Source organism: Sphingomonas kyeonggiensis (assembly GCF_030812785.1).
GTDB lineage: Bacteria > Pseudomonadota > Alphaproteobacteria > Sphingomonadales > Sphingomonadaceae > Sphingomonas > Sphingomonas kyeonggiensis_B.
This window is the reverse complement of the sequence record NZ_JAUSTJ010000001.1, coordinates 1,285,452-1,312,083: the sequence shown is the minus strand read 5'-3', so window position 1 is coordinate 1,312,083 and position 26,632 is coordinate 1,285,452. Positions and strand designations below refer to the sequence as shown.

Below are 26,632 nucleotides of genomic sequence, written 5' to 3'. Positions count from 1 at the left end.
CCGCGGCTGGGCTAAGGAACGGGTATGACCGACCTTCCCAAGCCGCCCGTCGCCGCCACCCGCCCCCACAGCTTCACCACCCACGGTGTCACGATCGAGGATCCCTGGGCCTGGCTCAGGGACCCGGGCTATCCCACCGTCACCGACAAGGACGTGCTCGCCTATCTCGAGGAGGAGAACGGTTTCTTCGAGAAGGTGATGGAGCCGCTCAAGCCGCTCTCCGAGACGCTGTTCAAGGAGATGCGCGGGCGGATCAAGGAAGACGAATCCTCCGTACCGCAAAAGGACGGCGACTGGCTCTACTGGAGCGACCATGAGGTCGGCGGCGAATATCCGCGGCTGTGGCGCAAACCGGTCGCCGGCGGCGCCGACCAGTTGATCCTCGACGAGCCGGCGCTCGCCGCAGGCAAGGAATATTTCCGCGTCGGCGCGATCACGATCAGCGAGGACGGCGCGCTGATGGCCTATTCGACCGATGACGACGGATCGGAGCGCTACACGATCCGCTTCAAGGACCTGGCCGGCGGCGAGGCGATCGGCGAGCGGATCGAAGGCGCCGCGGGCAAATGGGGCGACGTCTCGATCGAAGGCACGATCGGCAACATCGTCTTCACCAGCACCGGCGACGCGATCCTCTACGGCGTGACCGACGAGAACTGGCGGACGCGGACGATCAAGCTTCACCGGCTGGGCACCGATCCGGCCAGTGACGTGACGGTCTATTTCGAGGAGGAGCTCGGCTTCTCGGTTGGCGCCGAGCTGAGCAGCGACCGCAAATGGATCCTGCTCACCACCAGCGATCATGAGACCAGCGAGATCCGCCTCTACCCGGCCAGCGATCCGCTCGCCACGCCGATCCTGGTCAGCCCGCGCAAGCGGGGCCGCGAATATGATGTCGACCTGCACGGCGACACGCTGTTCATCCATACCAACGATACCGACCCGCAATTCCGGCTGGTCACCGCCAGCCTCGCCAATCCGGGCGAATGGGCCGAGCGGATCGCGCCCTCGCCGCATTTCTACATGACCGGCGTCGCCTGCTTCGCCGACTTCTTCATCGTCGAGGGCCGCGAGGACGGGCTCGATCAGATCGAGCTCCACCGCTACGACGCAGCCATCGCCCCGGTCCGCCTCAAATTCCCCGAGGCGAGCTATGTCGCGGGCCTGGGCGACAATCCCGAATATGCTGTCGACAAGCTGCGGCTGAGCTACGAGTCGATGGTCACGCCGGGCACGGTCTATGACTATGACGTCGCCACCGGCGCGCTCGAGACGCTGAAGGTGCAGGAGATCCCGTCGGGCTATGACGGCGCCAAGTACCGCACCGAGCGGCTGAAGATCGCCGCCCGCGACGGAACCGAGGTGCCGGTGTCGATCGTCTACCCCAAGGACTTCCCGAGGGACGGCAGCGGCAAGCTCTATCTCTATGCCTATGGCGCCTATGGCTATGCCATCCCGCCGGGCTTCTCGACCAGCCGCATCTCCTTCCTCGACCGCGGCGTCGCCTTCGCCATTGCCCATATCCGCGGCGGCGACGATCTGGGCCAGCAATGGTATCTCGACGGCAAGCTGACCAAGCGGACCAACACGTTCAACGACTTTGTCGACGTGGCCAAGGGGCTGATCGACCAGGGCTTCACCCACAAGGGCGGCATCGCCATCGCCGGACGCTCGGCCGGCGGCGAGCTGATGGGCGCAGTGGTCAACTCCGACCCCGAGCTGTGGGGCGTGGTCGTGGCGGACGTGCCGTTCGTGGACGTGCTCAACACCATGCTCGACGAGAGCCTGCCGCTGACCCCGGGCGAATGGCCGGAATGGGGCAATCCGCTGGAGGACGCCGCGGCGTTCGAACTGATCCGCTCCTACAGCCCGTACGACAATGTCACCGCCCAGGCCTATCCGCCGCTGTTCATCTCGGGCGGGCTCAACGACCCGCGGGTGACGTACTGGGAGCCCGCCAAATGGGCGGCGAAGCTGCGGGCGACCAAGACCGACGACAATGTCCTGGTCCTCAAGACCAACATGGGCGCCGGCCATGGCGGCAAGTCGGGCCGCTGGGAGAGCCTGAAGGAATCCGCCGACGAGATGGCCTTCATGCTGTGGCAGCTGGGCGCCGCCGGCTGACGCCCGCCGCGATCCGGCAGACTGTGGGGAGAGAGGTGGAAGCGCGCGAGCATCAGCGCCCCGCCTCCACTCCCCGTGCCACCAGCCGTGTCTCGCGGTGGCATTGGTGGCAGAAGGCGAAATCGAACGTTTCGCTGAGCACCCAGGCCTGGGAACTGACGTCCCATTCGGCCCAGGCGTCGCGGGTGACGGCCACGCCGCCACAACGTTCGCATGCCTGTTCGACCCGAGGAGCTTCGCCTTCTGCCACGCCGGGACGATAGGCGATCCGCGCGCCGTTTCGGACGGAAGCTCCTCCATTATGGACAAGCTTCCGTCCCCGTTGCGGGCCGCCACCGCCCGGCCTAAGCCTGTGCCCCTCCGACCAAGGGAGCCATCGATGCGCATTACCACGCTTGCACTCGGCGCCGCCGCGGCGCTGTTCGTCACCATGGCGGCGACCGCCCAGGGCAGCCACGCCGTGGCCGCCGCCCCCGCTGCGACCACCGCCGACGCCAATGCCGACCTCATCGCCGGCCGCCGCGCCGCCTTCCTGCTCTCCGCCGCGCTGACCGGCCAGATCAAGGGCGCGATCGACCGGGACGACGATCCCAAGACGGTCGGCTTCGCCGCACGCGCGCTCGCCAACTGGGCCAAGGCGATTCCCGGCATGTTCCCCGCCGGCAGCACGTCCCCGACCTCCGAGGCGCTGCCCACGATCTGGAGCGACCGCGCCGGCTTCGAGGCGCGCGCCGCCGACTATGCCGCCGCCGCGACCAAGCTGGCCGATCTCGCCAAGGCCGGCGACAAGCCCGGCTTCGCCGCCCAGTTCGGCGAACTGGGCAAGGCCTGCAAGGCGTGCCACGACAGCTATCGCAAGCCCGACGAGAAGCATTGATCCCGACGGGGCGCCCCTCCCGCGGGGGCGCTCCGCAACGGTTCGGCGCGGCGAAAGCCCGGCTGCGCGACTCTACTTTCCGGTGTTAACCTTAATTGTGCATTCACCATGATGTGGCGCACAGGCATAGGGTCCCGGGGAGTATCACCGATGCACGATTGCATGAAACGCCGCCTGCTCTACGCGTCCAGCCAGGCCTATCAGCCGGGCATGCAGGTCCATGGCCGCAATGTCGGCTGGATCGAGGCGCCGTTCGTCGTGCGCCGCGAGACTGCGATCGGCAACCGCCAGATCGACCAGGCGCTGGTCGGCCGCACCCCCGAAGGCGTGGTGGTGGCGTTCCGCGGCTCGCTCCCCCCTTTCTTCGGCGACGCGCATGACGGCTGGGACGTGGTGCTCGACTGGCTGAACGACGCCTTCTCCTTGTGCATCGAGGATTCGCATTATGGCGGCGGCGTGCATTTCGGCTTCGCCGAATCGATGCGCCGGCTGTGGAGCGACGCAGGGTCCGGCCCGGGCGTGCGCACCGCGATCCAGGCGATGCTCGACCAGAGCCTGCTCGACCGCAAGGCGCGCCGGCACCTGTTCCTGACCGGCCACTCCAAGGGCGGCGCGCTCGCCAACCTTGCCGCGGTGCGCGCGGCCCAGGCGAGCGAATGGACCGACCTGCCGGTGAGCGTGGCGACCATCGCCGCGGCGCGCGCGGGCAATGCCGATTTCGCCGCCAGCTATGAGCGCACCCGCATCGCCTGCCTGCGCTACGAGATGCCGGGCGACGTCGTCCCCCACCTCCCCCTGAGCCCCGCGACGCCGGGCTGGGCGCGCAAGATCGCCAAGGGCGTGTTCCCCAGGCTGGCGATGGGCGATTACCGCCCGGTCGGCCTGCTGGTGACCCCGCCGCCAGCGCCCAAGGCCGGCCACCAGGCCTGGACCGGCTCGCGCCGCCCCGTGCGCCGCCTGCTCGACCGCCGCGGATCGGGCCTTGAGGCGCTGACCCCGGCGATCCTGACCGCGCACGCCATCTGCCCGGGCAGCGGCTATGACCGGCTGATCTGCGAGGGCGAAGGCTTCACCTGCGATCACGGCGAGACCCCGGCGCGCAAGCGGGCCTGAGGTTTTCGCGCAGTTTTGCGAAGAAGAAGAATGGGGTTCACGCGAAGGCGCGGAGGCGCGAAGATTCTTCGCCCAGCCGCGTGAGCGGCCCTCCTTCTTCGAACTTTGAATGCCGCTGACGCGGCGAACGGATGGTGCCGCGCGCGGTACATCTTCGCGTCTCCGCGCCTTCGCGTGAACCAATCTTCTTTCTTCTTCATCGACCCCACCCGGCCAGCGCGGAAGTTCACTAAGTTCACGACCTCTACGCGCGCGATCACCACTCCTCGCTGTCTTCCGGCGGATCGAGCGGATCGCGCGGCGGCTGGGCCTGATAGTCGCGCAACGTCAACGGCTCGCCCGGCTCCTCATTGTCGACGAGCCCCTGCACCGCCGCATCAAGGCGCTGGCGTGCGCCGGCAACCGGCGAGCGCACCGCAGCGCCGCTGAACCAGTCGCTGCGCAGATGCTGGAGCAGGAACAGCAACAGCCGGTCAGAAGGCTGGCGGCTTTCGCCGACCAGCTCGCCATTCTTCCAATATTCGCGGACCGTGCCGCGCGTCGCCCGTTCGAAGGCAAGCGCGGTGAGCCGGGCGGTGGAGACGAGCAGCGCGTCGTTCCAGGCTTCGGCAAAGGCGGTCGCGTCCGGGCGGCGCCGCAGGGCATAGGCTGAGCGTGCCGAGAGCCCTACCGCGGAGCAGGCCTCCGACACGCAGCCGGTCTCGGCCAGCGCCAGCAGGAAGCGGCGCTGGCGATCGGCGGTCCAGCCATCGCGGCGCGTGCGCAGGACTATCGGGGTGTAGCTGGCTAGCGGGTCAGCCTCGGATTCGGGCTGGATCGGCTTGTGTTCCATCGCATCGACTCCTTCTGGTTTGAAGTGAGTCGAGTCAGATAACCATATTGGTTCGTGTAGGAAAGCATTTTTTGACTCACGCGAGAGCGCGACGAAGAAGGAAGGGCATTCACACGGAGGCGCGGAGATCGTGCTGGCGGCACGGTCTGGCGCCGCTTCAGTGGCAGGAACTGGTCGGAGTTCGCGGAGAGCGAGCCGCCGACGCGGCGAGCCGCACCTCCCTGCGTCCTACGTGCCTCCGCGTGATTTTCTATGCTGTCGCACCATCGTGCGAACCAGAAACGGCGGCGCAGTCCGAAGACCGCGCCGCCTTTCCGTGCCTTAGAAATGCGCGATCAGGCCGGCCATCGGGCGGAAGCTCTTGGCGGCGCCGAAGGTGTTGATCTCCATGCGCAGGCGCACCCCGCTGTTGCCGGTGATGCCGCCCAGGCCGATGTCCTTGGGCCCGACCTCGACGCCGGCGCCATAGGTCATCGCGTGGAAATCGCGGCTGTCATCGCCGAGCGCGGCGAAATTGACCCATTGATAGCCGACCTTGCCATAGATCAGGCCGCTCTCGCCCCCGCGCACGCCAAAGCGGCCGGCGGCGCCATATTCCCAGTCGATATCGCCCTTGAAGCCCTTCACGACATTGCCCTCGGCGCCGATGAAGACCGGACCGAGCGGCACGTTGATGCCGGCGACGCCCTGGACCAGCCCGCCATCATAAGCCTTGCCGTCCGCGGGGAGCGGGATGCCGGCATTGGCCTGCTCGTCGAACCGCTCATAGCCGCCGAGGATGCCGACATAGGGCTCGATGCCGAAGGCGCGGGTGCCGTCGGGTGCGGTCTCGGCGACGCTGGTGGTGGTGGCGGTGCCATCGGTGTCCTGGGCCTGGGCCTGGGCGGCGGGGACGGCGAAGGGCAGCGCGGCGAATGCCGCGGCGGCGAGGATGATACGCATGTTGGGGGAAACCTCGTGATTACTTCAGACACACGCCCCGCCAATGCCGCCCTGGATACGCGGACGCTGGCGGCGGGGCATTATAGGAAATGCGCGAGGAGTCAGAGGGTTGCGGGGTGGGCGGGATTGCTGCGGGGGTGTTGCGTGGGGGACACGGTTGGGAGCGGCCAATAGTTTAACTCAATGGGCAGAGCGCCTTATCGATATCCTTACCTAAAGCGCCAATCTCCTCCGAATATATTGCTGGCGTTTCCAGAACGCTCGACACCCAAACAGGACCGTGCTTGCCTACTGTAGGCGCGTAGCTTTCTAGCTCACCCTTCCGGAGCAAGCATATGCCGCGATCCTCAAGCATCGAGAGCAGACTCTCAACTGCCTCCCTTTCTTGCCCGTTCCGAAAGGCGCCAATTCCGTATCTTTTGAGACTCGAGCTTAATTTTCTACCTTCCATCGCGCGCGAAGCCTCGCGCAACGCCGTCTCATCATCGCAAGAATCACGAAGAGCTCTAAGAGCACCTTCTCGAATAACCTTCAAATCAGAATCTTGAGCATTCTTAAGAGCGTGATTAATACGGGCCTTGTAACCATCAAGGCCAAGGCCTTTCATCTTAGCAAGACTACTTACAATTCCCCAATCTTGTAATGCATCCAAATCCAGAATCACTCGCCAATCGACTCCGAATGAGTTCAGGAGCGCTGATATTTTTGTAACTTGGTGCTTACCGCCAGCCGAATACCAGAAACGATCAACTCTCTCTGATGGCTGCTTTCTCCTGTCAATCCAGTCAAATATCTTACAATCAGCATCGCCTTCGCAAACAACCGCTTGCTCAAAAAATAGAGCGTCTAAAAGGTTAGAATTTGCAACAGAAGGATGGTCTATAGCCGCAGCTAGCTGGTTATTTTCTAGAACCGTAGCGTACTTTTCTTTAGATTTCCTATCGAGCCTTATCACTCTAACGCGTTGCGTGTCGCCCGAGAGGATACCTTGTAAGATATGAGAGCTGTGCGTAGCTATAAATGCTTGTCGATCGCCCTCGAACTCACGAACTAAAGTTCTACCGAAACGACGTGCTTGCGGGGGATGCAAGAATGCTTCTGGCTCATCCAATAACACAATTGGATGGGACATAGCTTGAATCTCAGCAAGCATTCCGATGTAGCTGCGCAAACCATCCCCTTGAGTAAGGAGCGAAACCCCCTGCTTCGGGATTTCTTGGTCGGCAGATACGGTATCCGATTTCCGGAATTGAGTTCCAACATAAGCCCGGATTGGATTACCAATCCTCGTAATTGTGAAACCAACTCCGAAAGCTTCCTCAATATTCCGAGAAAAGCTCGCCAACTTATCGGGATCTATCATAAATATATGATAAGGATGCCTCGGTTTACTTGCGAGCAAATCGATCGTTTGCACGTCGTTAGAAAGAGAGAGTCTCTTTTCTGAATTAAGCAGAGACACAAAAGCCCCCGCCCCTTGGCGAAGCCTAAAGCTTGAGGGCCCTTCCGAATCTTCATGTATATAGAAATCTCGACTGCCCCGATTATCTAATACATATCGAAGATTTCCATCAGTTAAAATGTGATAATAACTTTCCAACCTCTCCTGAATTTTAGCCTTCGAAAACGATGAAAAGGCCAATCCAGAAAATATCACATTGTAACTATCGCTATCCTCTATGAAATCTTTCACTCCCCGCAGGAAAGTCGATTTACCACTGTTATTAGAGCCGACGAGAACAACAATATCGTTAGCGTTAAAAGCCAACCGTTCTTCGCACCTTAACGTCGCCGAAACGAGCGCAAAATTTGCAGTACTTGAAGAGGCTGGCTTTCTCAGGATCCTCACTCCGCCGCAATCCCCGACCCCGAGAACATATCCGGCCCGCCCTCGGCCGCGTCCTCGTTGGCGACCGGCGCCACCTTGGCCTTCTGGCGCTTGTCGAACGAGTCCCACACCTCGCCCCAGTTGCCGCGGGTGGCGGCCTTCGAATATTCCGTCGCGCGGGTCTCGAAGAAGTTGGCGTGCTCGACGCCGTTAAGCAGCGGGGCGAGCCAGGGGAGCGGGTGCTCCTCGACCATGTAGATCGGCTTGAGGCCGAGCTGGCCCAGGCGCCAGTCCGCGATGTAGCGGACATACTTCTTGATCTCCTTGGGCGTCATGCCGTTGACCGGGCCCATCTCGAAGACGAGGTCGATGAACGCGTCCTCGATGCGCACCGTCTTCTGGCACATGTCGAGAATGTCGTCGCGGACCGACGGGGTGAGGCAGTTGCGCTCCTTGGTGAAGGCGTGGAACAGCTTGATGATGCCTTCGCAGTGCAGGCTCTCGTCGCGGACCGACCAGCTGACGATCTGGCCCATGCCCTTCATCTTGTTGAAGCGCGGGAAGTTCATCAGCATCGCGAACGAGGCGAAGAGCTGCAGGCCCTCGGTGAAGCCGCCGAACATGGCGAGCGTCTTGGCGATGTCCTCGTCGCTGTCGACGCCGAAGGTGCTCAGATAATCATGCTTGTCCTTCATCTCCTTGTACTGGAGGAAGGCGGCATATTCGGTCTCGGGCATGCCGATCGTGTCGAGCAGGTGCGAATAGGCGGCGATATGGACCGTCTCCATGTTGCTGAACGCGGTCAGCATCATCTTGATCTCGGTCGGCTTGAACACGCGGCCGTATTTCTCGTGGTAGCAATCCTGCACCTCGACATCCGCCTGGGTGAAGAAGCGGAAGATCTGGGTGAGCAGGTTGCGCTCGTGATCGGTGAGCTTCTGCGCCCAGTCGCGGCAATCCTCGCCCAGCGGCACTTCCTCAGGCAGCCAGTGGATCTGCTGCTGGCGCTTCCAGAAATCGAACGCCCAAGGATATTCGAAGGGCTTGTAGGTCTTGCGGGCTTCGAGAAGCGGCATGGGGATTACTCCGGGATGAACTTGGGAAAAGGAAGGGCGGGTGCGAGCGGGCCGGTCATGCCGTCCCTCCCGCCAAAGTGAAGACGGCCGCGAAGCCGCCGAGGAACAGGCCGAGCGCGAGCAGCATCATGCCGGCGATGCGCAGGGCATAGGTCGCTGCCTCGCCCTCGGGCAGGCCGAACGCGCGGCGGGCCAGCGCCGGGCGGACGAGCGTCGCCAGCCCTGCGGCACCCGCGGCTCCGGCGATGCCGGCCATCAAGGCGAGGCTGCGGGTCATTCGTGGTCGATCACCGTGGCGCCGCGCTCGCGCACGACGCGGTCGCGGTAGACGACCTTGGTCACCTTGGTGCCGCGATTGGCGCCGACGCCGAACACGCAGATGCCGAGGAAATAGCCGAAGTCGTACCAGCCGCCATTGTTGGGCACGGCGTAGATCGCAACGTCGGGGATGATGAGCGAGAGGAACCAGGCGACCGGGAAGATGAAGCCGTGCCAGAGCCCCAGCAGGAAGCCGGGCGCCTCGGGCTGGACCGCGCTCGGCACCTGCTTCGCGCAGGCGGCGAGCAGCAGGAAGGCGGCGACGGACAGGGTGCGGAACGGCTTCATGCAATACCCCTTTCGGGTGAGTGACAGCGTGCGCGCCGCGCTGCATCGTTTCGTGGCCGCGCGCGTTTAGCGTGCGCACCATTCCCCCAAGGAGAACCCCAATGACCGACGCGAGCGCAATCAAGGAGCATATGGAAGTGATCGGCGCCGACGGCGTGCATGTCGGCACCGTCGACCATGTCGAGGGCGAGCGGATCAAGCTCACCAAGAAGGATTCGGGCGCCGAGGTCGAAGGCGCCGAGGGCTCGCATGCCGGGCACCACCACTACATCTCGCTCGGCCTGGTCGCCGGCGTGGAAGGCGACACGGTCCGCCTGAGCGCGAACGCCGATGTGGCGGTCGAGATCTTCGAGGAAGAGGCTTGAGCTCACAACCCCTCTCCCTTTGGGAGAGGGGCAAGCCGCGCAGCGGCGCGGGGTGAGGGTGAGCGCGATGCAGCTTGCGATTGGCGACCCTCACCCTTCCCACTCGGCTTCGCCGAGCGGGCCCCTTCCCTCTCCCAAAGGGAGAGGGAGATTTGGGCGATCACGCCCTCGGCGTTTTCCAGCACATCATTGTTCCAGAACCGCAGCACGCGATAACCCTCGGATTCGATGAAGCGCGTGCGGCGCGCGTCATATTCGACGGCCTCCGCATGCTGGCCGCCATCTACCTCGATGATCAGACGCTCGGCGAAGCAGAGGAAATCGACGCGATACGGCCCGACCGGGGCCTGAAACCGCCATTTCCTCTCGGGGAACGCGCCACGCAGCGCGCGAAGCAGCCTCTTCTCAGTTTCCGTGGCATTGCGGCGCAGCGCTCGGAGCTGCGGCACGGTGCCTGACGGTTGATCCTGATAGAGGCGCATTCTGCCCTCACCCTTCCGCCGCCTTTGGCGGCTCCCTCCCTCTCCCAGAGGGAGAGGGATCATTGCCTCACTGGCACGCCAGGCACTCGTCGTAGTCGGTCGACTCACCCAGGTTGAACTGCGGCTTGTCGATCGTGTTGTCGGCCTCGACGCCGCCCGCGAAGCCGGCACGCTGCACGCTCTTCGAACGCAGATAGTAGAGCGACTTGATGCCGAGTTCCCATGCGCGGAAGTGGAGCATCAGCAGGTCCCACTTCTCGACGTCGGCCGGGATGAACAGGTTCAGCGACTGGGCCTGGTCGATATAGGGCGTGCGATCGCCGGCGAGCTCGAGCAGCCAGCGCTGGTCGATCTCGAAGCTCGTCTTGTAGACGTCCTTCTCTTCCGGCGTGAGGAAGTCGAGGTGCTGGACCGAGCCGCCCTGCTCGAGGATCGAGTTCCACACCGCATCCGAGTTCTTGCTCTTCTCCGAGAGCAGCTTCTCCAGATACGGGTTCTTGACCGAGAAGGAGCCCGACAGCGTCTTGTGCGTGTAGATGTTGGCCGGGATCGGCTCGATGCAGGCCGAGGTGCCGCCGCAGATGATCGAGATCGACGCGGTCGGCGCGATCGCCATCTTGCAGCTGAACCGCTCCATCACGCCCATGTCGGCCGCATCCGGGCACGGCCCGCGCTCGACGGCGAGCGCCATCGAGGCCTGATCGACCTGCGACTTGATGTGCTTGAACATCCGCAGGTTCCACGACTTCGCCATCGCGCCCTCGAACGGGATGCCGCGCGCCTGGAGGAAGGAGTGGAAGCCCATCACGCCGAGGCCGACCGAACGCTCACGGCTGGCCGAATAGGCGGCCTTTTCCATGCCGGGCTCGGCACGGTCGATATAGTCCTGCAGGACGTTGTCGAGGAAGCGCATCACGTCCTCGACCAGGTTCTTGTCGTCCTTCCACTGGTCCCAGGTTTCCATGTTGAGCGACGAGAGGCAGCACACGGCGGTGCGCTCATTGCCCAGATGGTCCTTGCCGGTGGGGAGCGTGATTTCCGAGCACAGGTTCGAGGTCGAGACCTTGAGGCCCAGATCGCGGTGATGCTTCGGCATGTTGGAGTTCACGTGATCGGCGAACACGATGTACGGCTCGCCGGTGGCGAGACGGGTCTCGACCAGCTTCTGGAACAGCGCACGGGCATCGACCTTGCCGCGCTCCGAGCCGTCCTTGGGCGAACGCAGGATCCATTCCTCGCCGCCCCGCACCGCTTCCATGAACGCGTCGGGGATCAGCACGCCGTGGTGCAGGTTCAATGCCTTGCGGTTGAAGTCGCCCGACGGCTTGCGGATCTCGAGGAACTCCTCGATCTCCGGGTGCGAGATGTCGAGATAGCAGGCGGCCGAGCCGCGGCGCAGCGAGCCCTGCGAGATCGCCAGCGTCAGCGAATCCATCACGCGGACGAACGGGATGATGCCCGAGGTCTTGCCGTTGAGGCCGACCGGCTCGCCGATGCCGCGAACATTGCCCCAATAGGTGCCGATGCCGCCGCCGCGCGAGGCGAGCCAGACATTCTCGTTCCAGGTGTCGACGATGCCATTCAGGCTGTCCGGCACCGAGTTGAGGAAGCACGAGATCGGCAGGCCGCGGCCGGTGCCGCCGTTCGACAGAACGGGGGTGGCGGGCATGAACCACAGCTTCGAGATATAGTCGTAGATGCGCTGGGCGTGCGCCTGATCGTCGGCATAGGCCGAGGCGACGCGCACGAACAGGTCCTGGAAGGATTCGCCCGGCAGCAGATAGCGGTCGCGCAGCGTTTCCTTGCCGAACTCGGTCAGCAGCGCGTCGCGCGAATGATCGACCTCGACGTCGAAGGCACGGGGAGCGACGGACTTCGAATCATTCTTCTTGCGCACCTTCGCGCCGGCCTTGGCGGCGGCGGCAGGAGCTTCGGCGACGGTATCGTTCACGCTGTTTTCCGTGTCCCTGAATTCCATGACTCTCACCCCTGGCAAAGCGTACTCGCCGCCCCGCAGGGCTGGCACCAAATCCCGACTCAAGGGGCTGACGACCATAGCATCGACGCGGTCGCGCGCGAAGAACAAAACATGTCCATCGCACCTTGACCCAGGCACGAGTCGGTCCCTTCCGCATATGGGTATGCGGCAGCGAGTCCACCAGTGCTTGAGCTTGCCCCTCAGTGCAACCACAACAGATTGTGCCAAACCGAGTCCGCACACAAGACCCGAAATGGTTAATTTCCACAACGTTTCATCGCTAAAATGACTCGTCTCATGGCACCTTCACATCTGCTGCAATGCCGCGACGCGCGGACTTCCCTAGGGTTTCCGAAAGGCAAGGGAACGAACGCGGAACGTTAAATTTTTTGGTGTGAAGGAATCGTGACAACCACAAGGGCTTGTAGGTGCCCGCCGAAACGCACCGCAGATGGAGCCTGTCACAATATCTGGTTAGGGCGCGGGCATGGCTTCACCGGAATCCCGGCTTCATGTGATCTTCAGCCGCTCCGCGCGGGGCAGCCTGGAGCAGGCGCTCGCGCTGGCACGCCGTGCCGACATCGCAGTCGCGCCTTATGACGATCTCAGCTTCGGCCCGATCGCGCACTACGACGCACGCCCGCGCGCCGCATGGGTGGAAGAGGTGTTGGGCTATGCGGACTGGGGAGAGGCCGTCGAGGACAGCTTGCCGGTCCTCTTGACATCGGCCGAGACACGCGACCCGCCGATAGCGTGGATCTCCCCCGACAGCGCACAGAGCGTGGCAGGCTTTCTATGGTGGCTGTCGCATCAGGGCGAACGGGACTGCCTGGTCCTGGAAGTGCCGCGCCTGCACACGCTCCACGCCGAGGAACTGCTCGACTATCTCGACCGGGCGGAGCCGTTGCCGGCGGCACGGCGCGCGGCATGGCTGGCGACCTGGGCACGGCTTCAGGCGGAGGATGCTCCCCTGCGCGTGCTGGGCGCAGACGGTGCGCTGGAGTCGGCGCCGCTCGACCATTTCGACGCGGACCTGCTGAAGCATGCGACGGTGGCGTGGCAGAAAATGGCGCTGATCGTGGGGATGGCGCTTCGAGACTTCGCCGACAACGGCCTCTATCAAGTGGGTGACATCGTGCTGCATGCGCGCCTGGCCGATCTTGCCGAGGCCGGGGTGCTGGAGTGGCGAGGCGATCTGAGCGTAATGCGCGGGTGTGAGGTGCGGTTGCCAGAATAGTGGAACGCGTGCGCCAAGGCAGATATTTTCCTTTCCCCGGCGAAGGCCGGGGCCCAGTCCTTGAAAGTCGCGCGCCTTCGCCGCGCACTGTTTAGTCTGGGCCCCGGCCTTCGCCGGGGAGAGCTTTCTTCCGACGCGGCGACACTCTCCGCCCTTCCCGCTGCGCCCACCCCAAAGAGCAGTTGCAGTTTACGCAACCGAGCGTTGCCGATTGCGCGATATTCATGCGAGGATAGCACAGTCTAGAGGCAGTCCTTTGGCGGATCGTTCCGCCCTGCAAGGGATTATGTCGGGATGGCAACGAACGGTGCAGTGGAGGAGCAGGCGGCATGGGAGCCGGCTCCGCACGAGCGCTCGCCGATCCCCGGCTCGCCCCCCACCCCCTGGCACCCGCTGCCGCGGCGCATCGCCTATTTCTCGGTCGCGGTGCTGGTGGTCATGTCGGGCTCGCTCGGCAATGCGATCGTCACCGCCAACCTGACCACGCTGCAGGGCTCGCTCGGCCTCTATTCCGCCGAGATCCAGTGGCTGCCGACCGTCTATGTGATGACCAACGTCTGCGCGAACATGCTGCTGATCAAGTTCCGCCAGCAGTTCGGCATCCGGCTGTTCACCCAGATCTTCCTGATCGGCTTCGCGCTGACCACCGGGGCGCATATCTTCACCCACAGCTTCGCGACCGCCGTGGCGGTGCGTGCGCTGAGCGGGATCGCGGCGGCGGCATGCAGCACGGTCGGGTTGCTCTACATGGTGCAGGCCTGGACGCCCGAGCACCGGCTGAAGGGCATCGTCCTCGCCGTCTCGCTGCCCCAGACCGCGGTGCCGCTCGCCCGGCTCTTCCCGACCGAGGTGTTCGAGGCGGATCGCTGGCAGTCGCTATACCTGTTCGAGCTGGGCCTGGCTCTGTTCTGCCTTGCCGGCGTGCGCCTGCTCGTGCTGCCCCCGGTCGAACGGATGAAGGCGTTCGAGCCACTCGACTTCGTCACCTTCCCGATCTTCGCGACCGGCATCGCCCTGCTCTGCGCGGTGCTCGGCCTCGGGCGGACGCTCTGGTGGTTCGAGGCGCCGTGGATCGCCCCGGCGCTGATCGGCGCGATCGTCCTGATCCCCACCGCGCTGGTGATCGAGCACAACCGCAGGAACCCGTTGCTCAACACGCGCTGGCTGGGCAGCGGCGCCATAGTGCGTTTCGCCCTCGTCTCGATCCTGGCCCGCGTGGTGCTGTCCGAGCAGACGATCGGCGCGTCGGGGCTGCTCGCGGTGGTGGGCATGGGCAACGACCAGCTGCGGATGCTCTACGCCGTGGTGCTGGTCGCCACGCTGGCCGGGGCGGTCATCGGGGCGATGACGATCGACCCGACCTTCCTGGGCAAGCCGATCCTGATCGCGCTGGCGCTGATCTGCGTCGGCGCGCTGCTCGATTCGGATTCGACCAACCTGATCCGCCCGCACGACATGTATTTCAGCCAGGCGCTGCTCGGCTTTGCCAGCGCGCTGTTCATCGGGCCGGCGCTGCTGGTCGGGCTGACCCGGGCGCTGCGCGAGGGACCGACGCACTTCGTCAGCTTCTCGGCGCTGTTCGGCATCACCCAGAATCTGGGCGGGCTGTTCGGATCGGCGATGCTCGGCACCTTCCAGGTGATCCGCGAGCATGCCCACAACAATGCGATCGTCGCCGGGCTGATGAGCGGCGACCCGCTGGTGGCGCAGCGCCTCCAGCAGAACGCCGCCGCCTATGGCCGGGTGCTGGTCGACCCTGGGCTGCGCCAGGCCGAGGGTGCGGCGATCCTCTCGCAGACGGTGACGCGCGAGGCGAACATCCTGGCCTATAACGACACATTCCTGCTGATCGCGGCGATCGCGGCGGGAACGATCCTCTGGGCCTCGGTCCACATCATGCGGATCCGGCGCGAGACGCTCGCCCGGATAGCCGCCGAACAGCAAGCACAAGCAGGAGCGCAGAATGGCTGAACCGGCCGCCCCGACACCCGCAGCGGAACCGGCAGCGGCACCCCCGCCACCGCCGCCGCCTGCCGTGAGCGAGGGCGCCGATCCGCCGCCCGCGCCCGAGGTCGTCGCGCGGCGCTGGACTCCGCCCAGGCTGCCACTGCTCTCGATCGGGATCGCCGCGCTGCTGATCCTGGCCGGGGTCACCGCGGTGCTGATGGCGTGGCGGGTCTGGCCCTTTGCGGGCCATGTCCAGTCGACCGAGAATGCCTATGTCCGCGGCCAGGTGACGATCATCAGCCCGCAGGTGAGCGGCTATCTCACGCAAGTGCCGGTGCAGGACTTCGCCAGCGTGAAGGCGGGCGATGTGCTCGCGACGATCGACGACCGCATCTATCGCCAGCGCGTCGACCAGGCCAAGGCGAACGTCGCCAGCGCCCAGGCCGCGCTCGCCAACAATCCCCAGCAGGCGGCCGCCAAGGCGGCGAGCTATGGCTCGCAGGAGGCGGCGGTCGCCTCGGCCCAGGCGCAGCTGACCAAGGCGCAGGCCGATTATGCGCGGATCGACGCGCTGGCCAAGGACGGCTTCATCACCCGGCGCGACCGCGACGCCGCGCTCGCCACCCTGCGCACCGCCCAGTCGGCGGTCGCCCAGGCCCAGGCGGCGCGCGCGGTAGCGAGCCAGGACATTCGCAGCGTCACGGTCAGCAAGGGCGGGCTGGTCGCCGCGGTCGATGCCGCCCGGGCGGCACTGCACCTCGCCGAGATCGACCTCGCCAACACGGTGATCCGCGCGCCGGTCGCCGGGCAGCTGGGCGAAATCGGCGGGCGGCAGGGACAATATGTCACCGCCGGCACCCAGCTGATGGCGCTGGTGCCGCAGACGCTCTGGGTCACCGCCAACTACAAGGAGGCCCAGACCGCGAAGATCCGGCCGGGCGCCAAGGCGAGCTTCAAGGTCGACGCGCTGGCGGGCGCGCGGCTGACCGGCGTGGTCGAGCAGCTGGCGCCGGCAGCGGGATCCGAGTTCGCGGTGATCCGCAGCGACAATGCCACGGGCAATTTCGTCAAGATCCCCCAGCGCATCGCGGTGCGGATCCGGATCGATCCGAACCAGCCGATGGCTGCGCGGCTGCGGCCCGGCATGTCGGTGGAAGCGAGCGTGGAGGTTGGACGGTAACCAATATCCGTCATCCCGGCGAAAGCCGGGATCTCGTGCGGCTCCTTCCCCGCGCTTTCGCCTGAGATCCCGGCTTTCGCCGGGATGACGGTGTGAAGGGGATGACGGTTGTGGGGGTGGAGGCGCGCGCGCTAGGCTGTCCCCGAAACAGGATTCGAGGACGGCATATGCGGACGGGACTGGCAGCTCTGGCGGTGGCTCTGGCTTGGGCGGCGCCTGCCTGGGCGCAGGATGCGGCGCCCGTACCGGCGCCCGAGGCGGCACCGGTGATCACCCCCACCCCGCTGCCGGCGGACGCCGTGGTGGTCAGCACCGGCGACGTCGCGACCGACCTGGTCGCCGAGCGCTCGATCGACGAGCTGCAGGCGATGCTGGCGGCCGGCAAGGTCGAGGCGTGGAAGCTCGCCGACCTCTATGTCGAGCGGATCGGCAGGCTCGACCGCGACGGGCCGACGCTGCGCTCGGTGATCGTCACCGCCCCGGCCAAGGACCTGCGCTATGACGGCCGCGCCAGCGACGACCGGCGCAAGGCAGGCAAGACGCTCGGGCCGCTCGACGGCATCCCGGTCCTCATCAAGGACAATATCGAGACGCAGAACATGCCCACCACCGCGGGCAGCCTGGCGCTCGCCAACAACGACACCGGCCGCGACGCGCCGCTGGTCGCGAAGCTGCGCGCGCAGGGCGCGATCATCCTCGGCAAGACCAACCTCAGCGAATGGGCGAACATCCGCTCGAACAACTCGATGAGCGGATGGAGCGCGGTCGGCGGGCTGGTGCGGAACCCCTATGCGCTCGATCGCTCGGCCTGCGGCTCGTCGAGCGGCTCGGGCGCGGCGGTGGCGGCGAGCCTCGCGGCGGTCGCGGTCGGCACCGAGACCGACGGCTCGGTGGTCTGCCCGGCGGCGATGAACGGGCTGGTCGGCCTCAAGCCGACGCTCGGCCTGGTCAGCCGGACCGGGGTGGTGCCGATCAGCCATAGCCAGGACACCCCGGGGCCGATGGCGCGTTCGGTCAAGGACGCGGCGATCCTGTTCGGCGCGATGATCGGCAGCGATCCCGCCGATCCGGCGACGAAGGACGCCGACAAGCACCGCAAGGACTATGCCGCCGGCCTCACCCCCGATGCGCTGAAGGGCATGCGGGTCGGATACTGGAAGCCCGAAATGGCCGCCGACCTCGCCGCGCGCTTCGACAAGGCGCTGGAGGAGCTGACCGCGGCCGGCGCGGTGCTGGTCGAAGTGAAGATGCCCGAGCTGAAGGGCCTGGGCGAGGCCGAGGGGCTGGTGCTCTATACCGAGCTCAAGGCCGACATGGCGACCTATCTCGCCACCACCCCTGCCAGCGTCAGTCCCAGGACGCTCGCCGACCTGATCGCGTTCAACGACGCGCACAAGGACAGCGAGATGCCGTTCTTCGGCCAGGAGACCTTTATCAAGGCCGACAAGACCAAGGGGCTCGACGATCCCGAATACAAGGCGGCGCGGGAGAAGTCCGCGCGCATGGCCGGCCCCGAGGGGATCGACGCGATGCTCAAGGCCGCCGACGCGCAGCTGCTGGTCACCCCGACCTATGGCACGCCATGGCTCAGCGACCCCGCGCATGGCGACCAGTTCCAGGGGCCCTCAGCCAGCGAGCTGCCCGCGGTGTCGGGCTATCCGCACCTCACCGTCCCGATGGGGCTGGTGAACGGGCTGCCGGCAGGACTCTCCTTCATCGGCACGGCCTATAGCGACGGGCTGCTGCTCAAGGCGGGCTATGCCTATGAGCAGGCGACGCACGCCCGGGTCGCGCCGAAATACCTGGCGACGATCCCGGCGGACCTGGGGCCGCGGAAATAACCGCAACCGGAGCCGGGTGAGCGGCGAGAAATAACCGTCATCCCGGCGAAAGCCGGGATCTCAGGCGAAGGCGCGGGAAGGAGCCGCACGAGATCCCGGCTTTCGTCGGGATGACGACTATTACTTCTTCCCGTCCAGCTCGAGCAGTTCCTCGCGCACATGGATCGCCTCGAGCGACATGCGTACCTCGACCAGGAAATAGATCAGCCCGGCCATCAGCAGCAGCATCGAGATGATGAAGCATATCGCCACCCAGATGCCGATATGCCAGTTGGCCAGGCGCGAGACGAACATCATCGCAACGACGAGGCAGATGGCGAGGCCGCTGGCGGTGCACAGGAAGATCGCATTGTTGATCACGGCGATCCGGCGATCGATGATCCGCAGCTCCCAGACATGGCGGTCATGCTCGGGCCCGGTCGAGCGCGGGTGGAGCTGCTCGATGTTGCGCGCCCGGTCGACGATGCGCGCCAGCCGGCCGACCATGACGTTGAGGAACGCCCCGATGCCCGCGAGGAGGAACACCGGCGCGATCGCCGCCTGGATCGTTTCCGAAACCGTGGAGAGATAGGGACCTTCCATCAGTTAAGCCTTATGCCGGGTGCGAAACGAGGAGTGAAGTGCGCATGATGACGTTCGAGACCGATACGCAGGCGGGAGTGGTCGAGTTCCTCGTCGATGGCGGGGTGACCCGCGCCGAATATGATGCCGGCGTCGCCGCGATGGAGGCAGTGATCGCCGGCAAGGGCACGCTCTCGGCGATCGCAGTGATCCGCGATTTCTCGGGCATGGAGCTGGGCGCCTGGTGGAAGGACGTCAGCTGGGGCGCCACCCATATGAGCAAGGTCCGCCGCGCGGGGATCGTGACCGACAGCAGCTGGATCGAGATGATGACCAGGGCAGGCAGCGTGATGGTCCCCGCCGAGGTGAAGCTGTTCAAGCCCGACCAGATCGAGGCCGCGCGCGCCTGGGTTCGGGAGGGATGAGCGTCATCACGGCTTGGTAACGGGTGGTGCGCTAAGAGCATGGCCATGTCGAAGCCGATGCTGCTCGAGGAATTCACGCGCCTGCCGCCGGCGCTCACCGTCGATTGCGTCGACGGGCTGGCCGGTGCGATCGATTCGGTCGCCATCGGCGCGGCGCCGTCGCACCGTTTCCTGCGCTATGGCTGGTTCGCCGCCGCGCTCAAGGCCTATGGCGGCGCCGCGCGCACGATCACCGTGGCGCGCGAGGGCGAGGCCGTGGTGGCGCTGCCGATCGTCGCTTCCGGTCCCGCCTGGGCCAGGCTCGTCTCGGTGCCCGGCTGCTACTGGCCGTTCCGCAGCTTCCCGGTGCGCGAGGACGCCGGGGTCGAGGCCGTGGAAGCGCTGCTCCCTCGCCTTGCCCGCGAGGCGCGCTCGCTGCGCGTCGGGCCAGTCTATGATGGCGATCCCGGACTCGAGCTGCTCAGGGAAGCCGCCCTGGCCAAGGGTTGGGCGGTGCTCGACCGCTTCGTCGCCGACAGCTTCCTGCTCGATATCGCGGCGGCGCGGGGCGAAGGCACCTGGCCGCGCAACTCGACACTCAAGAAGAACCGTTTCCACGAGAAGCACCTCGGCAGCCATGGCGAACTCGACTGGAGCTTCGTCCACGGCAGCGGCTGGACCGGCGCGGCGTTCGATGCGCTGGCGGAGATCGAGGAGAAGAGCTGGATCGCGGCGCGGACCGACGGCTCCGACGCGAAGTTCACCGCGCAGGGCCATGGCGGCTTCTGGCGCGCGGCGGCCGAGGATCCGGTGATCGCCGGCATGATGTGGGCCGCGCTGCTCCGCATCGACGGCGCGCCCACCGCCTTCTCGTTCGACATGAACGCCGGCACGCTCAAATACGCCATCGCCAACAGCTATGATCCGCGCGTCGCCAAGCATTCGCCGGGCAAGCTGCTCTATTACCGCAACCTGGTCCGCGCGATCGAGGACGGCATCGCCAAGGTCGACTGGGGCGCCGGCGACAGCGGCTACAAGCAGGTGATCGGTGCCGAGAAGGGCCCGGCGATCCGCGACTGGCTGTTCGTCCGGCCCGGGATCGACGCGCTGGCGGGCAAGCTGCTCCGCTCGGCCTGGAAGCGCACCGGCCGTGCCGAGGGCGAATCAGCGCCGGCGGAAGCGGATGGCGTCGTCGATGCTCAGGCAGGCGAGCGCGGCGACGAATAGGCCAAAGGCGGCGCTAACTAGATAGAGGTACATCGGCTTCCCTCTTTCGGATATTGACCCGCCTTGCCTGCCCCCTGGGACAATCCGTCGCTTTGACGATCGTCAAATGGCCGGCATAGTGGCGAGCATGACGGCCCAGCTCTGCTCCGACTGCGCGGTGCGCGACCGGGCGCTTTGCGCCAGCCTCGACGATGTCGAGCTGGAGGCGCTGAACACACTGGGGCAGAAGCGCAGGCTCGCGCGCGGCGAGACGCTGCAATGGGCGGGCGAGGAAAGCCTGGTCTGCGGCAACCTGGTCTCGGGCGTGCTCAAGCTCAGCGCCACCACGCCCGACGGGCGCGAGCAGGTGGTCGGGCTGCTCTATCCCGCCGATTTCGTCGGCCGCCCCTGGGCCGAAACCGCGGATTTCACCATAACCGCACTCGGCGATGTCGAGCTTTGCGTCTTCCCCCGCGGCCCGTTCGAGCGGGTGTTGGAGGATCACGTCCGCATGGAACGGCTGCTGCTCCAGCGCACGCTCGCCGCGCTCGACGAGGCGCGCGGGCGGATGCTCACGCTTGCCCGGCTCTCCGCGCGCGAGAAGCTGGCGGGCTTTCTGCTCGACCTGGCCGATCGCTCGCATGGCTGCAGCGCCACTGCCTTCGGCCCGCTGACCTTCGACCTGCCCCTCACTCGTGGCGAGATCGCCGAAGTGCTGGGCCTGACTATCGAGACGGTGAGCCGCCAGCTGAGCAAGCTCAAGGCCGAAGGCGCGATCAACCTGATGGGCGCACGCGGGATCACTATCCGGGACAGGGCGAAGCTGGAGGCGGCGTAGCCTGGCCTCGCCAATAGCGGTCACCCCGGCGCCAAATAAGAGCCGTCATCCGCCGCCAAATCCGTCATCCCGGCGAAAGCCGGGATCTCGTGCGGCTCTGTCCCGCGCCTTCGCCTGAGATCCCGGCTTTCGCCGGGATGACGATTGGGGTCAGGGAACCCTTCCCCTCCCCACGACATCTCTCCGCGTGAAGATCGCAACCTACAACGTCAACGGCGTCAACGGGCGCCTGCCGGTGCTGCTGCGCTGGCTGGCCGAGGCCCGGCCCGACGTGGTCTGCCTGCAGGAGCTCAAGGCGCCGCAGGAGAAATTCCCCGAAGGCGCGATCCGCGACGCGGGATACGGCGCGGTTTGGCACGGGCAGAAGAGCTGGAACGGCGTCGCCATCCTCGCGCGCGGTTGCGATCCCGTCGAGACGCATCGCGGCCTGCCCGGCGATCCCGAGGATGTGCAGAGCCGCTATATCGAGGCGGCGGTAAATGGGGTGCTGGTCGGCGGCTTGTACCTGCCCAACGGCAATCCGAAGCCCGGCCCCAAGTTCGACTACAAGCTCAGATGGATGGAGCGCTTCGCGCTGCGCGCCGCCGATCTGGTCGGGCTCGGCGAGCCGGTGGTGCTGGCGGGCGACTATAACGTCATGCCGACCGATCTCGACGTCTACAAGCCCGAGCGCTGGCTGGACGACGCGCTGTTCGCGCCGGAGGCCCGCGCCGCCTATGCCCGGCTGCTCGACCAGGGCTGGACCGACGCGCTGCGCCACCTCCATCCCGGCGAGACGATCTACACCTTCTGGGACTATTTCCGGAACGCCCATGCCCGCAACGCCGGGCTGCGCATCGACCATCTGCTGCTCAACCCGCCCGCGGCAAAGCGGCTCAAGCGCGCGGAGGTCGACCGGGAAGTGCGCGGCTGGGAGAAGACCAGCGACCATGCGCCGGTGTGGGTCGAGCTTTCCGGGTAAGTGCCTCTTCTTTTCCCGGCGAAGGCCGGGGCCCAGACTAAGCGTGCGCGTCGCAGACGCGCCAAAGGCGCGTGACTTTCAAGGACTGGGCCCCGGCCTTCGTCGGGGAAAAGAAGAGTATCTAGCCCGCCACGTTCCGCAAAGCCGCCACGAACCGATCAACCTCGTCCATCGTCGTCGCCAGCGCCGGCGTCACCCGCACGCAGCTGCCGCTCGCCAGTCCGTCGCGATGCACGGTGAAGATGCCGTGTCCCTCCAGCAGCCGCTTCGCCAGCACGACATTGGCGTCGTGCGAGACCTGCCCCTTCAGCCGGAACGCCGTGATCGCGCCGTAGCAGCGCGGATCGTCGGGCGTGAGGATCTCGACGTTCGCCAATTCCCGCGCCGGCCGTACCCAGCGGTCGCGCAGCGCCCGCAGCCGCGCCTGCTTGGCGGCAAGCCCGATGCTCTCCTGGAAGTCGAGCGCAGCGGGTACCGAGAGCTGCGCTGCATAGTCGACCGTGCCCGTGTGAACCCGCGAACGGATATCGCCGGGGTTCGCACTCGGCTCGGCCGCATCGACATCGATATCCGCCAGGCGCCCCTCGCGGATCACGATCGCCCCTACGCCGAGCGGTGCGCCGATCCATTTGTGCAGGTTGATGCCGATGAAGTCGGCGCCGAGATCGGGCAGCCGATAGTCGATCTGGCCCACGCCGTGCGCGGCATCGACCAGCGCGTCGATCCCCCGCGCCCGTGCCATCGTCGCGATCTCGGCAACCGGCAATACCAGCCCGGTGCGGTGGCTGACCTGGGTGAGCAGCACCATGCGGAGGCGCGGATTGGCGCGGAACGCCGCGTCATAGGCGTCGATCAGCCCCTGGTGCGTCGGCGGGCAGGGCAGCGCGATCTTCACCACCTCCACCCCGCGCCGGGCCTTGAGCGACTCCATGCATGCCTGCATCGAATCATAGTCGAGATCGGCATGGAGCACCGCGTCGCCAGGGCGCAGGCGGTTATAGCCGAGGATCAGCGCGCGCATCGCCTCGGTAGCGTTGCGGGTGAAGGCGATCTCCTGCACCGAGACGCCCATCGCGGCGGCGACCCGGGCGCGGATAGCCTCGATCTCGCCGGGCATCTCGCGCCGGGCATAGAAGCTGGTGTCGCGGTTCACCCGCTCGACCTGGCCGCGATAGGCGGCGAGCACCGGCCTGGCCATCATCCCCCAATTGCCATGCTCGAGCTGCACGGTCTTGCGGGTGATGTCATACTGGGCGGCGATCTTCGCCCAGCGGTCCTCGTCTGCGGCAAGGGCGGGAGGGACGGAAGCGGCGGCGGCGGCCGCGCCGAGCAGGGTCCTGCGGTCCATCATCTCCCCTTCCCTGTTCAGACGCGGATGTAGCGGAAGTACCAGACCTCGTGCCCCAGCCGCCGCGCCTTGCGTTCGTAGCGCGTCTCGGGCCAGTCGTCGGGACGGGTGAGGAAGTCCTCGGCGGTCTGCGCCTGCCACTCGAAGTCGCGGCGCTGGTTCATGATCATCATCGCCCAGCGGACATAGACCGGATGGTCGGTGCCGAGACGGAACTCGCAGCCCGGCTTCAGCTTGGCGGCGATGATGTCCATCGGGCCGTGATTGACCATCCGGCGCTTGGCGTGGCGCGCTTTCCGCCAGGGATCGGGATGAAGGAGGTAGAGCCGGTCGAGGCTGGCATCGGGCAGCCGCTCAAGCACTTCGAGCGCATCGCCCATGTGCAGGCGGACGTTCTGCAGGTCGCCGTCGCGGATATGGCCGAGCGCGCCGACCACGCCGTTGAGGAAGGGCTCGCAGCCGATGAAGCCGTGATCGGGGCGCGCCGTCGCCTGGCCGGCGAGATGCTCGCCCGCGCCGAAGCCGATCTCGAATTCGAGCGGACGGTCGTCGCCGAAGAGTATCCGGGAATCGAGCGGACCGGACTCGGGCACGCTCACTTGCGGCAGCGCCGCCTCGACGAGTTCGGACTGGCCCTGGCGGAGCTTGTGGCCAGCGCGGCGGCCATAGAGACGGCGGATGGAAACGGGATCGGACACGGGAGCGCTGTTAGCGTCCCCGGCGGAGAGGACAAGCTTTAGAGCGCCTGGGCGAGCGACGAAGGCGCGGGCGGGCGGCTGGCGGCGCTGCGCTGATGCGCGGCTAGGCGGCGGTGCTGCGGCACGGTGGTGCGCGGCTCGCGGCGGGCGATGTGCGGGCGCGGCAGCGGATGCGCCTGGGCCGGGGCGATCCAGTCGCCCTGCATGTGGCGGATGCCCATGGTGCACAGCAGGACCAGGTCCTCGCGGCGGACGATGCCGTTGGCGATCAGCGTCACGTCCATGTTGCGGGCGAGGCGCAGCACGCCCTCGACGATCACCCGGCGCGAGCGGCTGTCGGAGATGTTGCGGACCAGTCCGGCATCGAGCTTGACGAAGCGCGGGGTGAAGCGGCCGAGCAGGCGGACGGCAAGCGGGCCGACGGCGAAGCTGTCGAAGGCGATGGCGATGCCGCGGTCGACACAGGCCTGGGCCAGGGCGGCGACGGGGGCAAGATCGCCGCGCTCGTCGGCATTGATCTCGACGACGATGCGATCGAGGGCAACACGGTGCTCGACCGCGGTGCGGAAGAGATGGGCGAGCAGCGCGTCGGGAGAGCCGCCGGCGGCACCGACGGGAATGGCGAGCAGCGCCTCGCCCTCGAGCAGCCCGGCATCGAGCGCACCGGCAATCGCCGCGCTGATCCGCTCCATCTCGAGTTCGGCGCGCGCCTCGGGAGCCAGCGCGGCGGCAATCTGCGCGAAGCTGCGTCCCTGGGCCGAGGCGATCGCCGCCCAGGCAAAGGGCAGGCCGGTCGCCGTGGCGATCATCGGCTGAAAGGCGATGGCGAGACCGGACTGGAGTGCGTGCGGGGCAGCTTCGGTGGACATGGAACGCTTCCTTTCTGCCTCCCTTTAAAGATGGTTAACGATATCAACTCCATTCCGTGCGTCGCCGAAGGGGGATTCCCCCCATGGGGATTCTACCAAGCGGGCCGCCGGCGGATTCGGCTTGCCCCACGGGAATCCGCGAGTCGCAGCGGGATCGCGAGAGTCGGCTGCGAAACGATCGTTCGAAGATTATAGCCGGAATGGCGGCATCTACCGATGGACGGGAGCGCGAATCGTGGTGCGCCCAACGCGAATCACATGGTGATCGTCAGATCCCCGCTACCCCGCGTCGTGCTCGATATCGGCTTGAGCCGCTGGATCGCATCGAAGGCTGCCTGGGGCGCCGGCAGCTTGTCGAAGTTCGGATAGATGAGAGTCCGGTCGAGCGTGCCGACGCTCAGCGTGGATCCCACCTTCTTGCCCTCCAGCGGGAAGGCGGGCCCGACGCCGATGGTCACCCCGGCATCGCCGACCGCGAGCAGATAGGCGTTGGCGGCATTGTCGGCGCGGTAGACACCATAGTCGCTGCCGGGCGTTCCCTCGCGGCACCAGACCGGCGGCGGCGACGCCTTGGCCGGCGTCTCCTTCTCGATCTTGTCCGCGGGAATGCCGAGAAGCACCGCGCCCATCAGCGCCTGGGCCATATCGGGCTTTTTCGGCTTGGCCTTCGGGTCATAGGCGAGCACGCCGGCGCAGGCGGCGACGGGTACGGCCGCCGGCGATGCCGCGACCTTGTCGGGCCAGACGATCCCGCCGACGATCTCGCCCAGCCGGGCATCCAGCGCAACCGGGTCGAGCTCGGTCGAGCTGGCGCGCACCGCCACCAGCCACTCGCCGAGCGGAATCATCGCAAGCCCGGTGCTCTTATAGGCGCCGCTTCCCGGCACATAGACGCGCTGCAGGCCGGAGGCGGCCTCGGCATGCGGCGGCGTGAAGGCGCGGGCGGGGCCGGCGGGCACGGGCGTTCCATACGCGTCGCTCCGCAGCAGGATCTGCGTCTCCGACCGGTCGAACCACATCGGCACGCTCATCAGCGAGGGGCGGAAGATGTAGAGCGTCACGCTGGTCGCCCCGCCCTCGGCATATTGCACCATCACATCGAGCTCGCTTCCGCTCGAATCGGCGATCGTGCCGCGCGGATAGCCGGCGATCCTGGGTCGCAGGACCAGGCCGGTCCCGGCATGCTTCCAGCTCGCCGCGGCCGGCACGTCGATCCGGGCCGCGTCCTGCGCGGCGGCAGGCGAAACGGCACTCGCGCACAAGGCGGCGGCAAACAGGATGGTGAAGCGCATGACGATATCCCCCTGCCCCAAGGCTAG

At 66.3% G+C, this 26,632-nt stretch carries 25 protein-coding genes; 12 read left to right on the top strand and 13 right to left on the bottom strand.

Translation table 11 applies throughout. The annotated features are described in order from the left end of the window. Window positions 1–24 precede the first annotated feature (24 nt). From J2W22_RS06510 to J2W22_RS06500, 3 genes are all read left to right on the top strand, one after another. Entirely contained in the window at window positions 25–2,124 is a 2,100-nt protein-coding gene (locus J2W22_RS06510) for a S9 family peptidase (RefSeq protein WP_307117436.1), read from the top strand. A gap of 379 nt (window positions 2,125–2,503) precedes the next feature. Further along, a complete protein-coding gene (locus tag J2W22_RS06505) occupies window positions 2,504–3,001 on the top strand; it encodes a c-type cytochrome (protein ID WP_307117435.1) in 498 nt (165 codons plus the stop codon). A 162-nt stretch (window positions 3,002–3,163) separates the two neighbouring features. Continuing rightward, window positions 3,164–4,114 (top strand): lipase family protein, encoded by a 951-nt coding sequence (locus tag J2W22_RS06500; protein ID WP_307117434.1) that lies wholly within the window; start codon window positions 3,164–3,166, stop codon window positions 4,112–4,114. A gap of 256 nt (window positions 4,115–4,370) precedes the next feature. On the opposite strand, the gene J2W22_RS06495 is transcribed toward J2W22_RS06500, so the two are convergent. The 6 genes from J2W22_RS06495 to J2W22_RS06470 all read right to left on the bottom strand — a co-directional run bounded on the left by J2W22_RS06495 (window position 4,371) and on the right by J2W22_RS06470 (window position 9,398). Next, window positions 4,371–4,946, bottom strand: a complete 576-nt coding sequence (locus tag J2W22_RS06495; RefSeq protein WP_307117433.1) for a hypothetical protein — start codon at window positions 4,944–4,946, stop codon at window positions 4,371–4,373. 321 nt (window positions 4,947–5,267) lie between these two features. Continuing rightward, window positions 5,268–5,888 carry an opacity protein gene (locus tag J2W22_RS06490; protein ID WP_307117432.1) on the bottom strand — a complete coding sequence of 207 codons (621 nt, stop codon included), beginning with the start codon at window positions 5,886–5,888 and terminating at the stop codon, window positions 5,268–5,270. A 175-nt stretch (window positions 5,889–6,063) separates the two neighbouring features. Further along, entirely contained in the window at window positions 6,064–7,737 is a 1,674-nt protein-coding gene (locus J2W22_RS06485) for an ATP-dependent nuclease (RefSeq protein WP_307117431.1), read from the bottom strand. Continuing rightward, on the bottom strand, window positions 7,734–8,792 hold the full coding sequence (locus tag J2W22_RS06480; RefSeq protein ID WP_307117430.1) for a ribonucleotide-diphosphate reductase subunit beta: 1,059 nt from the start codon (window positions 8,790–8,792) through the stop codon (window positions 7,734–7,736). The genes J2W22_RS06485 and J2W22_RS06480 overlap by 4 nt, the downstream gene beginning before the upstream one ends. Before the next feature lie 55 nt (window positions 8,793–8,847). Further along, window positions 8,848–9,069, bottom strand: coding sequence for a hypothetical protein (locus J2W22_RS06475; protein ID WP_307117429.1), 222 nt, complete (start codon window positions 9,067–9,069; stop codon window positions 8,848–8,850). Next, entirely contained in the window at window positions 9,066–9,398 is a 333-nt protein-coding gene (locus tag J2W22_RS06470; RefSeq protein WP_307117428.1) for a hypothetical protein, read from the bottom strand. The genes J2W22_RS06475 and J2W22_RS06470 overlap by 4 nt, the downstream gene beginning before the upstream one ends. A gap of 101 nt (window positions 9,399–9,499) precedes the next feature. Here J2W22_RS06470 and J2W22_RS06465 point away from each other — a divergent pair, with 101 nt between their 5' ends. Further along, entirely contained in the window at window positions 9,500–9,763 is a 264-nt protein-coding gene (locus J2W22_RS06465) for a DUF2171 domain-containing protein (protein WP_307117427.1), read from the top strand. Between the two features lie 2 nt (window positions 9,764–9,765). Here J2W22_RS06465 and J2W22_RS06460 read toward each other — a convergent pair whose 3' ends face one another. Next, complete coding sequence (locus tag J2W22_RS06460) at window positions 9,766–10,245, bottom strand: endonuclease domain-containing protein (protein WP_307117426.1); 480 nt, start codon at window positions 10,243–10,245, stop codon at window positions 9,766–9,768. A 67-nt stretch (window positions 10,246–10,312) separates the two neighbouring features. Next, a complete protein-coding gene (locus J2W22_RS06455) occupies window positions 10,313–12,223 on the bottom strand; it encodes a ribonucleoside-diphosphate reductase subunit alpha (protein WP_307117425.1) in 1,911 nt (636 codons plus the stop codon). 487 nt (window positions 12,224–12,710) lie between these two features. Between J2W22_RS06455 and J2W22_RS06450 the strand changes: the two genes are divergently transcribed. The 4 genes from J2W22_RS06450 to J2W22_RS06435 all read left to right on the top strand — a co-directional run bounded on the left by J2W22_RS06450 (window position 12,711) and on the right by J2W22_RS06435 (window position 18,428). Next, a complete protein-coding gene (locus J2W22_RS06450) occupies window positions 12,711–13,460 on the top strand; it encodes a DUF3658 domain-containing protein (RefSeq protein ID WP_307117424.1) in 750 nt (249 codons plus the stop codon). A gap of 294 nt (window positions 13,461–13,754) precedes the next feature. After that, entirely contained in the window at window positions 13,755–15,431 is a 1,677-nt protein-coding gene (locus J2W22_RS06445; protein WP_307117423.1) for an MFS transporter, read from the top strand. Then, window positions 15,424–16,587: an HlyD family secretion protein gene (locus J2W22_RS06440; RefSeq protein ID WP_307117422.1), complete on the top strand. Its 1,164-nt coding sequence runs from the start codon at window positions 15,424–15,426 to the stop codon at window positions 16,585–16,587. The genes J2W22_RS06445 and J2W22_RS06440 overlap by 8 nt, the downstream gene beginning before the upstream one ends. A 167-nt stretch (window positions 16,588–16,754) precedes the next feature. Then, a complete protein-coding gene (locus J2W22_RS06435) occupies window positions 16,755–18,428 on the top strand; it encodes an amidase (RefSeq protein WP_307117421.1) in 1,674 nt (557 codons plus the stop codon). 120 nt (window positions 18,429–18,548) lie between these two features. Here the strand turns inward: J2W22_RS06435 and J2W22_RS06430 are convergent, their stop codons facing one another. Next, on the bottom strand, window positions 18,549–19,010 hold the full coding sequence (locus J2W22_RS06430; RefSeq protein ID WP_307117420.1) for a DUF2721 domain-containing protein: 462 nt from the start codon (window positions 19,008–19,010) through the stop codon (window positions 18,549–18,551). Window positions 19,011–19,054: 44 nt separating this feature from the next. Between J2W22_RS06430 and J2W22_RS06425 the strand changes: the two genes are divergently transcribed. The 4 genes from J2W22_RS06425 (at window position 19,055) to xth (ending at window position 22,398) form a co-directional block, all read left to right on the top strand. Next, on the top strand, window positions 19,055–19,414 hold the full coding sequence (locus J2W22_RS06425) for a SpoIIAA family protein (protein WP_307117419.1): 360 nt from the start codon (window positions 19,055–19,057) through the stop codon (window positions 19,412–19,414). Between the two features lie 45 nt (window positions 19,415–19,459). Next, the gene (locus J2W22_RS06420; RefSeq protein WP_307117418.1) at window positions 19,460–20,620 is read left to right on the top strand and encodes a GNAT family N-acetyltransferase; all 1,161 of its coding nucleotides are present in this window, start codon (window positions 19,460–19,462) and stop codon (window positions 20,618–20,620) included. Window positions 20,621–20,726: 106 nt separating this feature from the next. After that, window positions 20,727–21,437 carry a Crp/Fnr family transcriptional regulator gene (locus J2W22_RS06415; RefSeq protein WP_307117417.1) on the top strand — a complete coding sequence of 237 codons (711 nt, stop codon included), beginning with the start codon at window positions 20,727–20,729 and terminating at the stop codon, window positions 21,435–21,437. A gap of 187 nt (window positions 21,438–21,624) precedes the next feature. Beyond that, a complete protein-coding gene (gene xth, locus J2W22_RS06410; protein ID WP_307117416.1) occupies window positions 21,625–22,398 on the top strand; it encodes an exodeoxyribonuclease III in 774 nt (257 codons plus the stop codon). Window positions 22,399–22,519: 121 nt separating this feature from the next. On the opposite strand, the gene J2W22_RS06405 is transcribed toward xth, so the two are convergent. From J2W22_RS06405 to J2W22_RS06390, 4 genes are all read right to left on the bottom strand, one after another. Next, complete coding sequence (locus tag J2W22_RS06405; RefSeq protein WP_307117415.1) at window positions 22,520–23,746, bottom strand: aminotransferase class V-fold PLP-dependent enzyme; 1,227 nt, start codon at window positions 23,744–23,746, stop codon at window positions 22,520–22,522. Window positions 23,747–23,763: 17 nt separating this feature from the next. Continuing rightward, window positions 23,764–24,444: a tRNA (guanine(46)-N(7))-methyltransferase TrmB gene (gene trmB, locus J2W22_RS06400; RefSeq protein ID WP_307117414.1), complete on the bottom strand. Its 681-nt coding sequence runs from the start codon at window positions 24,442–24,444 to the stop codon at window positions 23,764–23,766. A 38-nt stretch (window positions 24,445–24,482) separates the two neighbouring features. Beyond that, window positions 24,483–25,313: an EAL domain-containing protein gene (locus tag J2W22_RS06395; RefSeq protein ID WP_307117413.1), complete on the bottom strand. Its 831-nt coding sequence runs from the start codon at window positions 25,311–25,313 to the stop codon at window positions 24,483–24,485. A gap of 254 nt (window positions 25,314–25,567) precedes the next feature. Then, window positions 25,568–26,605 carry a hypothetical protein gene (locus J2W22_RS06390; protein WP_307117412.1) on the bottom strand — a complete coding sequence of 346 codons (1,038 nt, stop codon included), beginning with the start codon at window positions 26,603–26,605 and terminating at the stop codon, window positions 25,568–25,570. Between the last annotated feature and the right edge of the window lie 27 nt (window positions 26,606–26,632).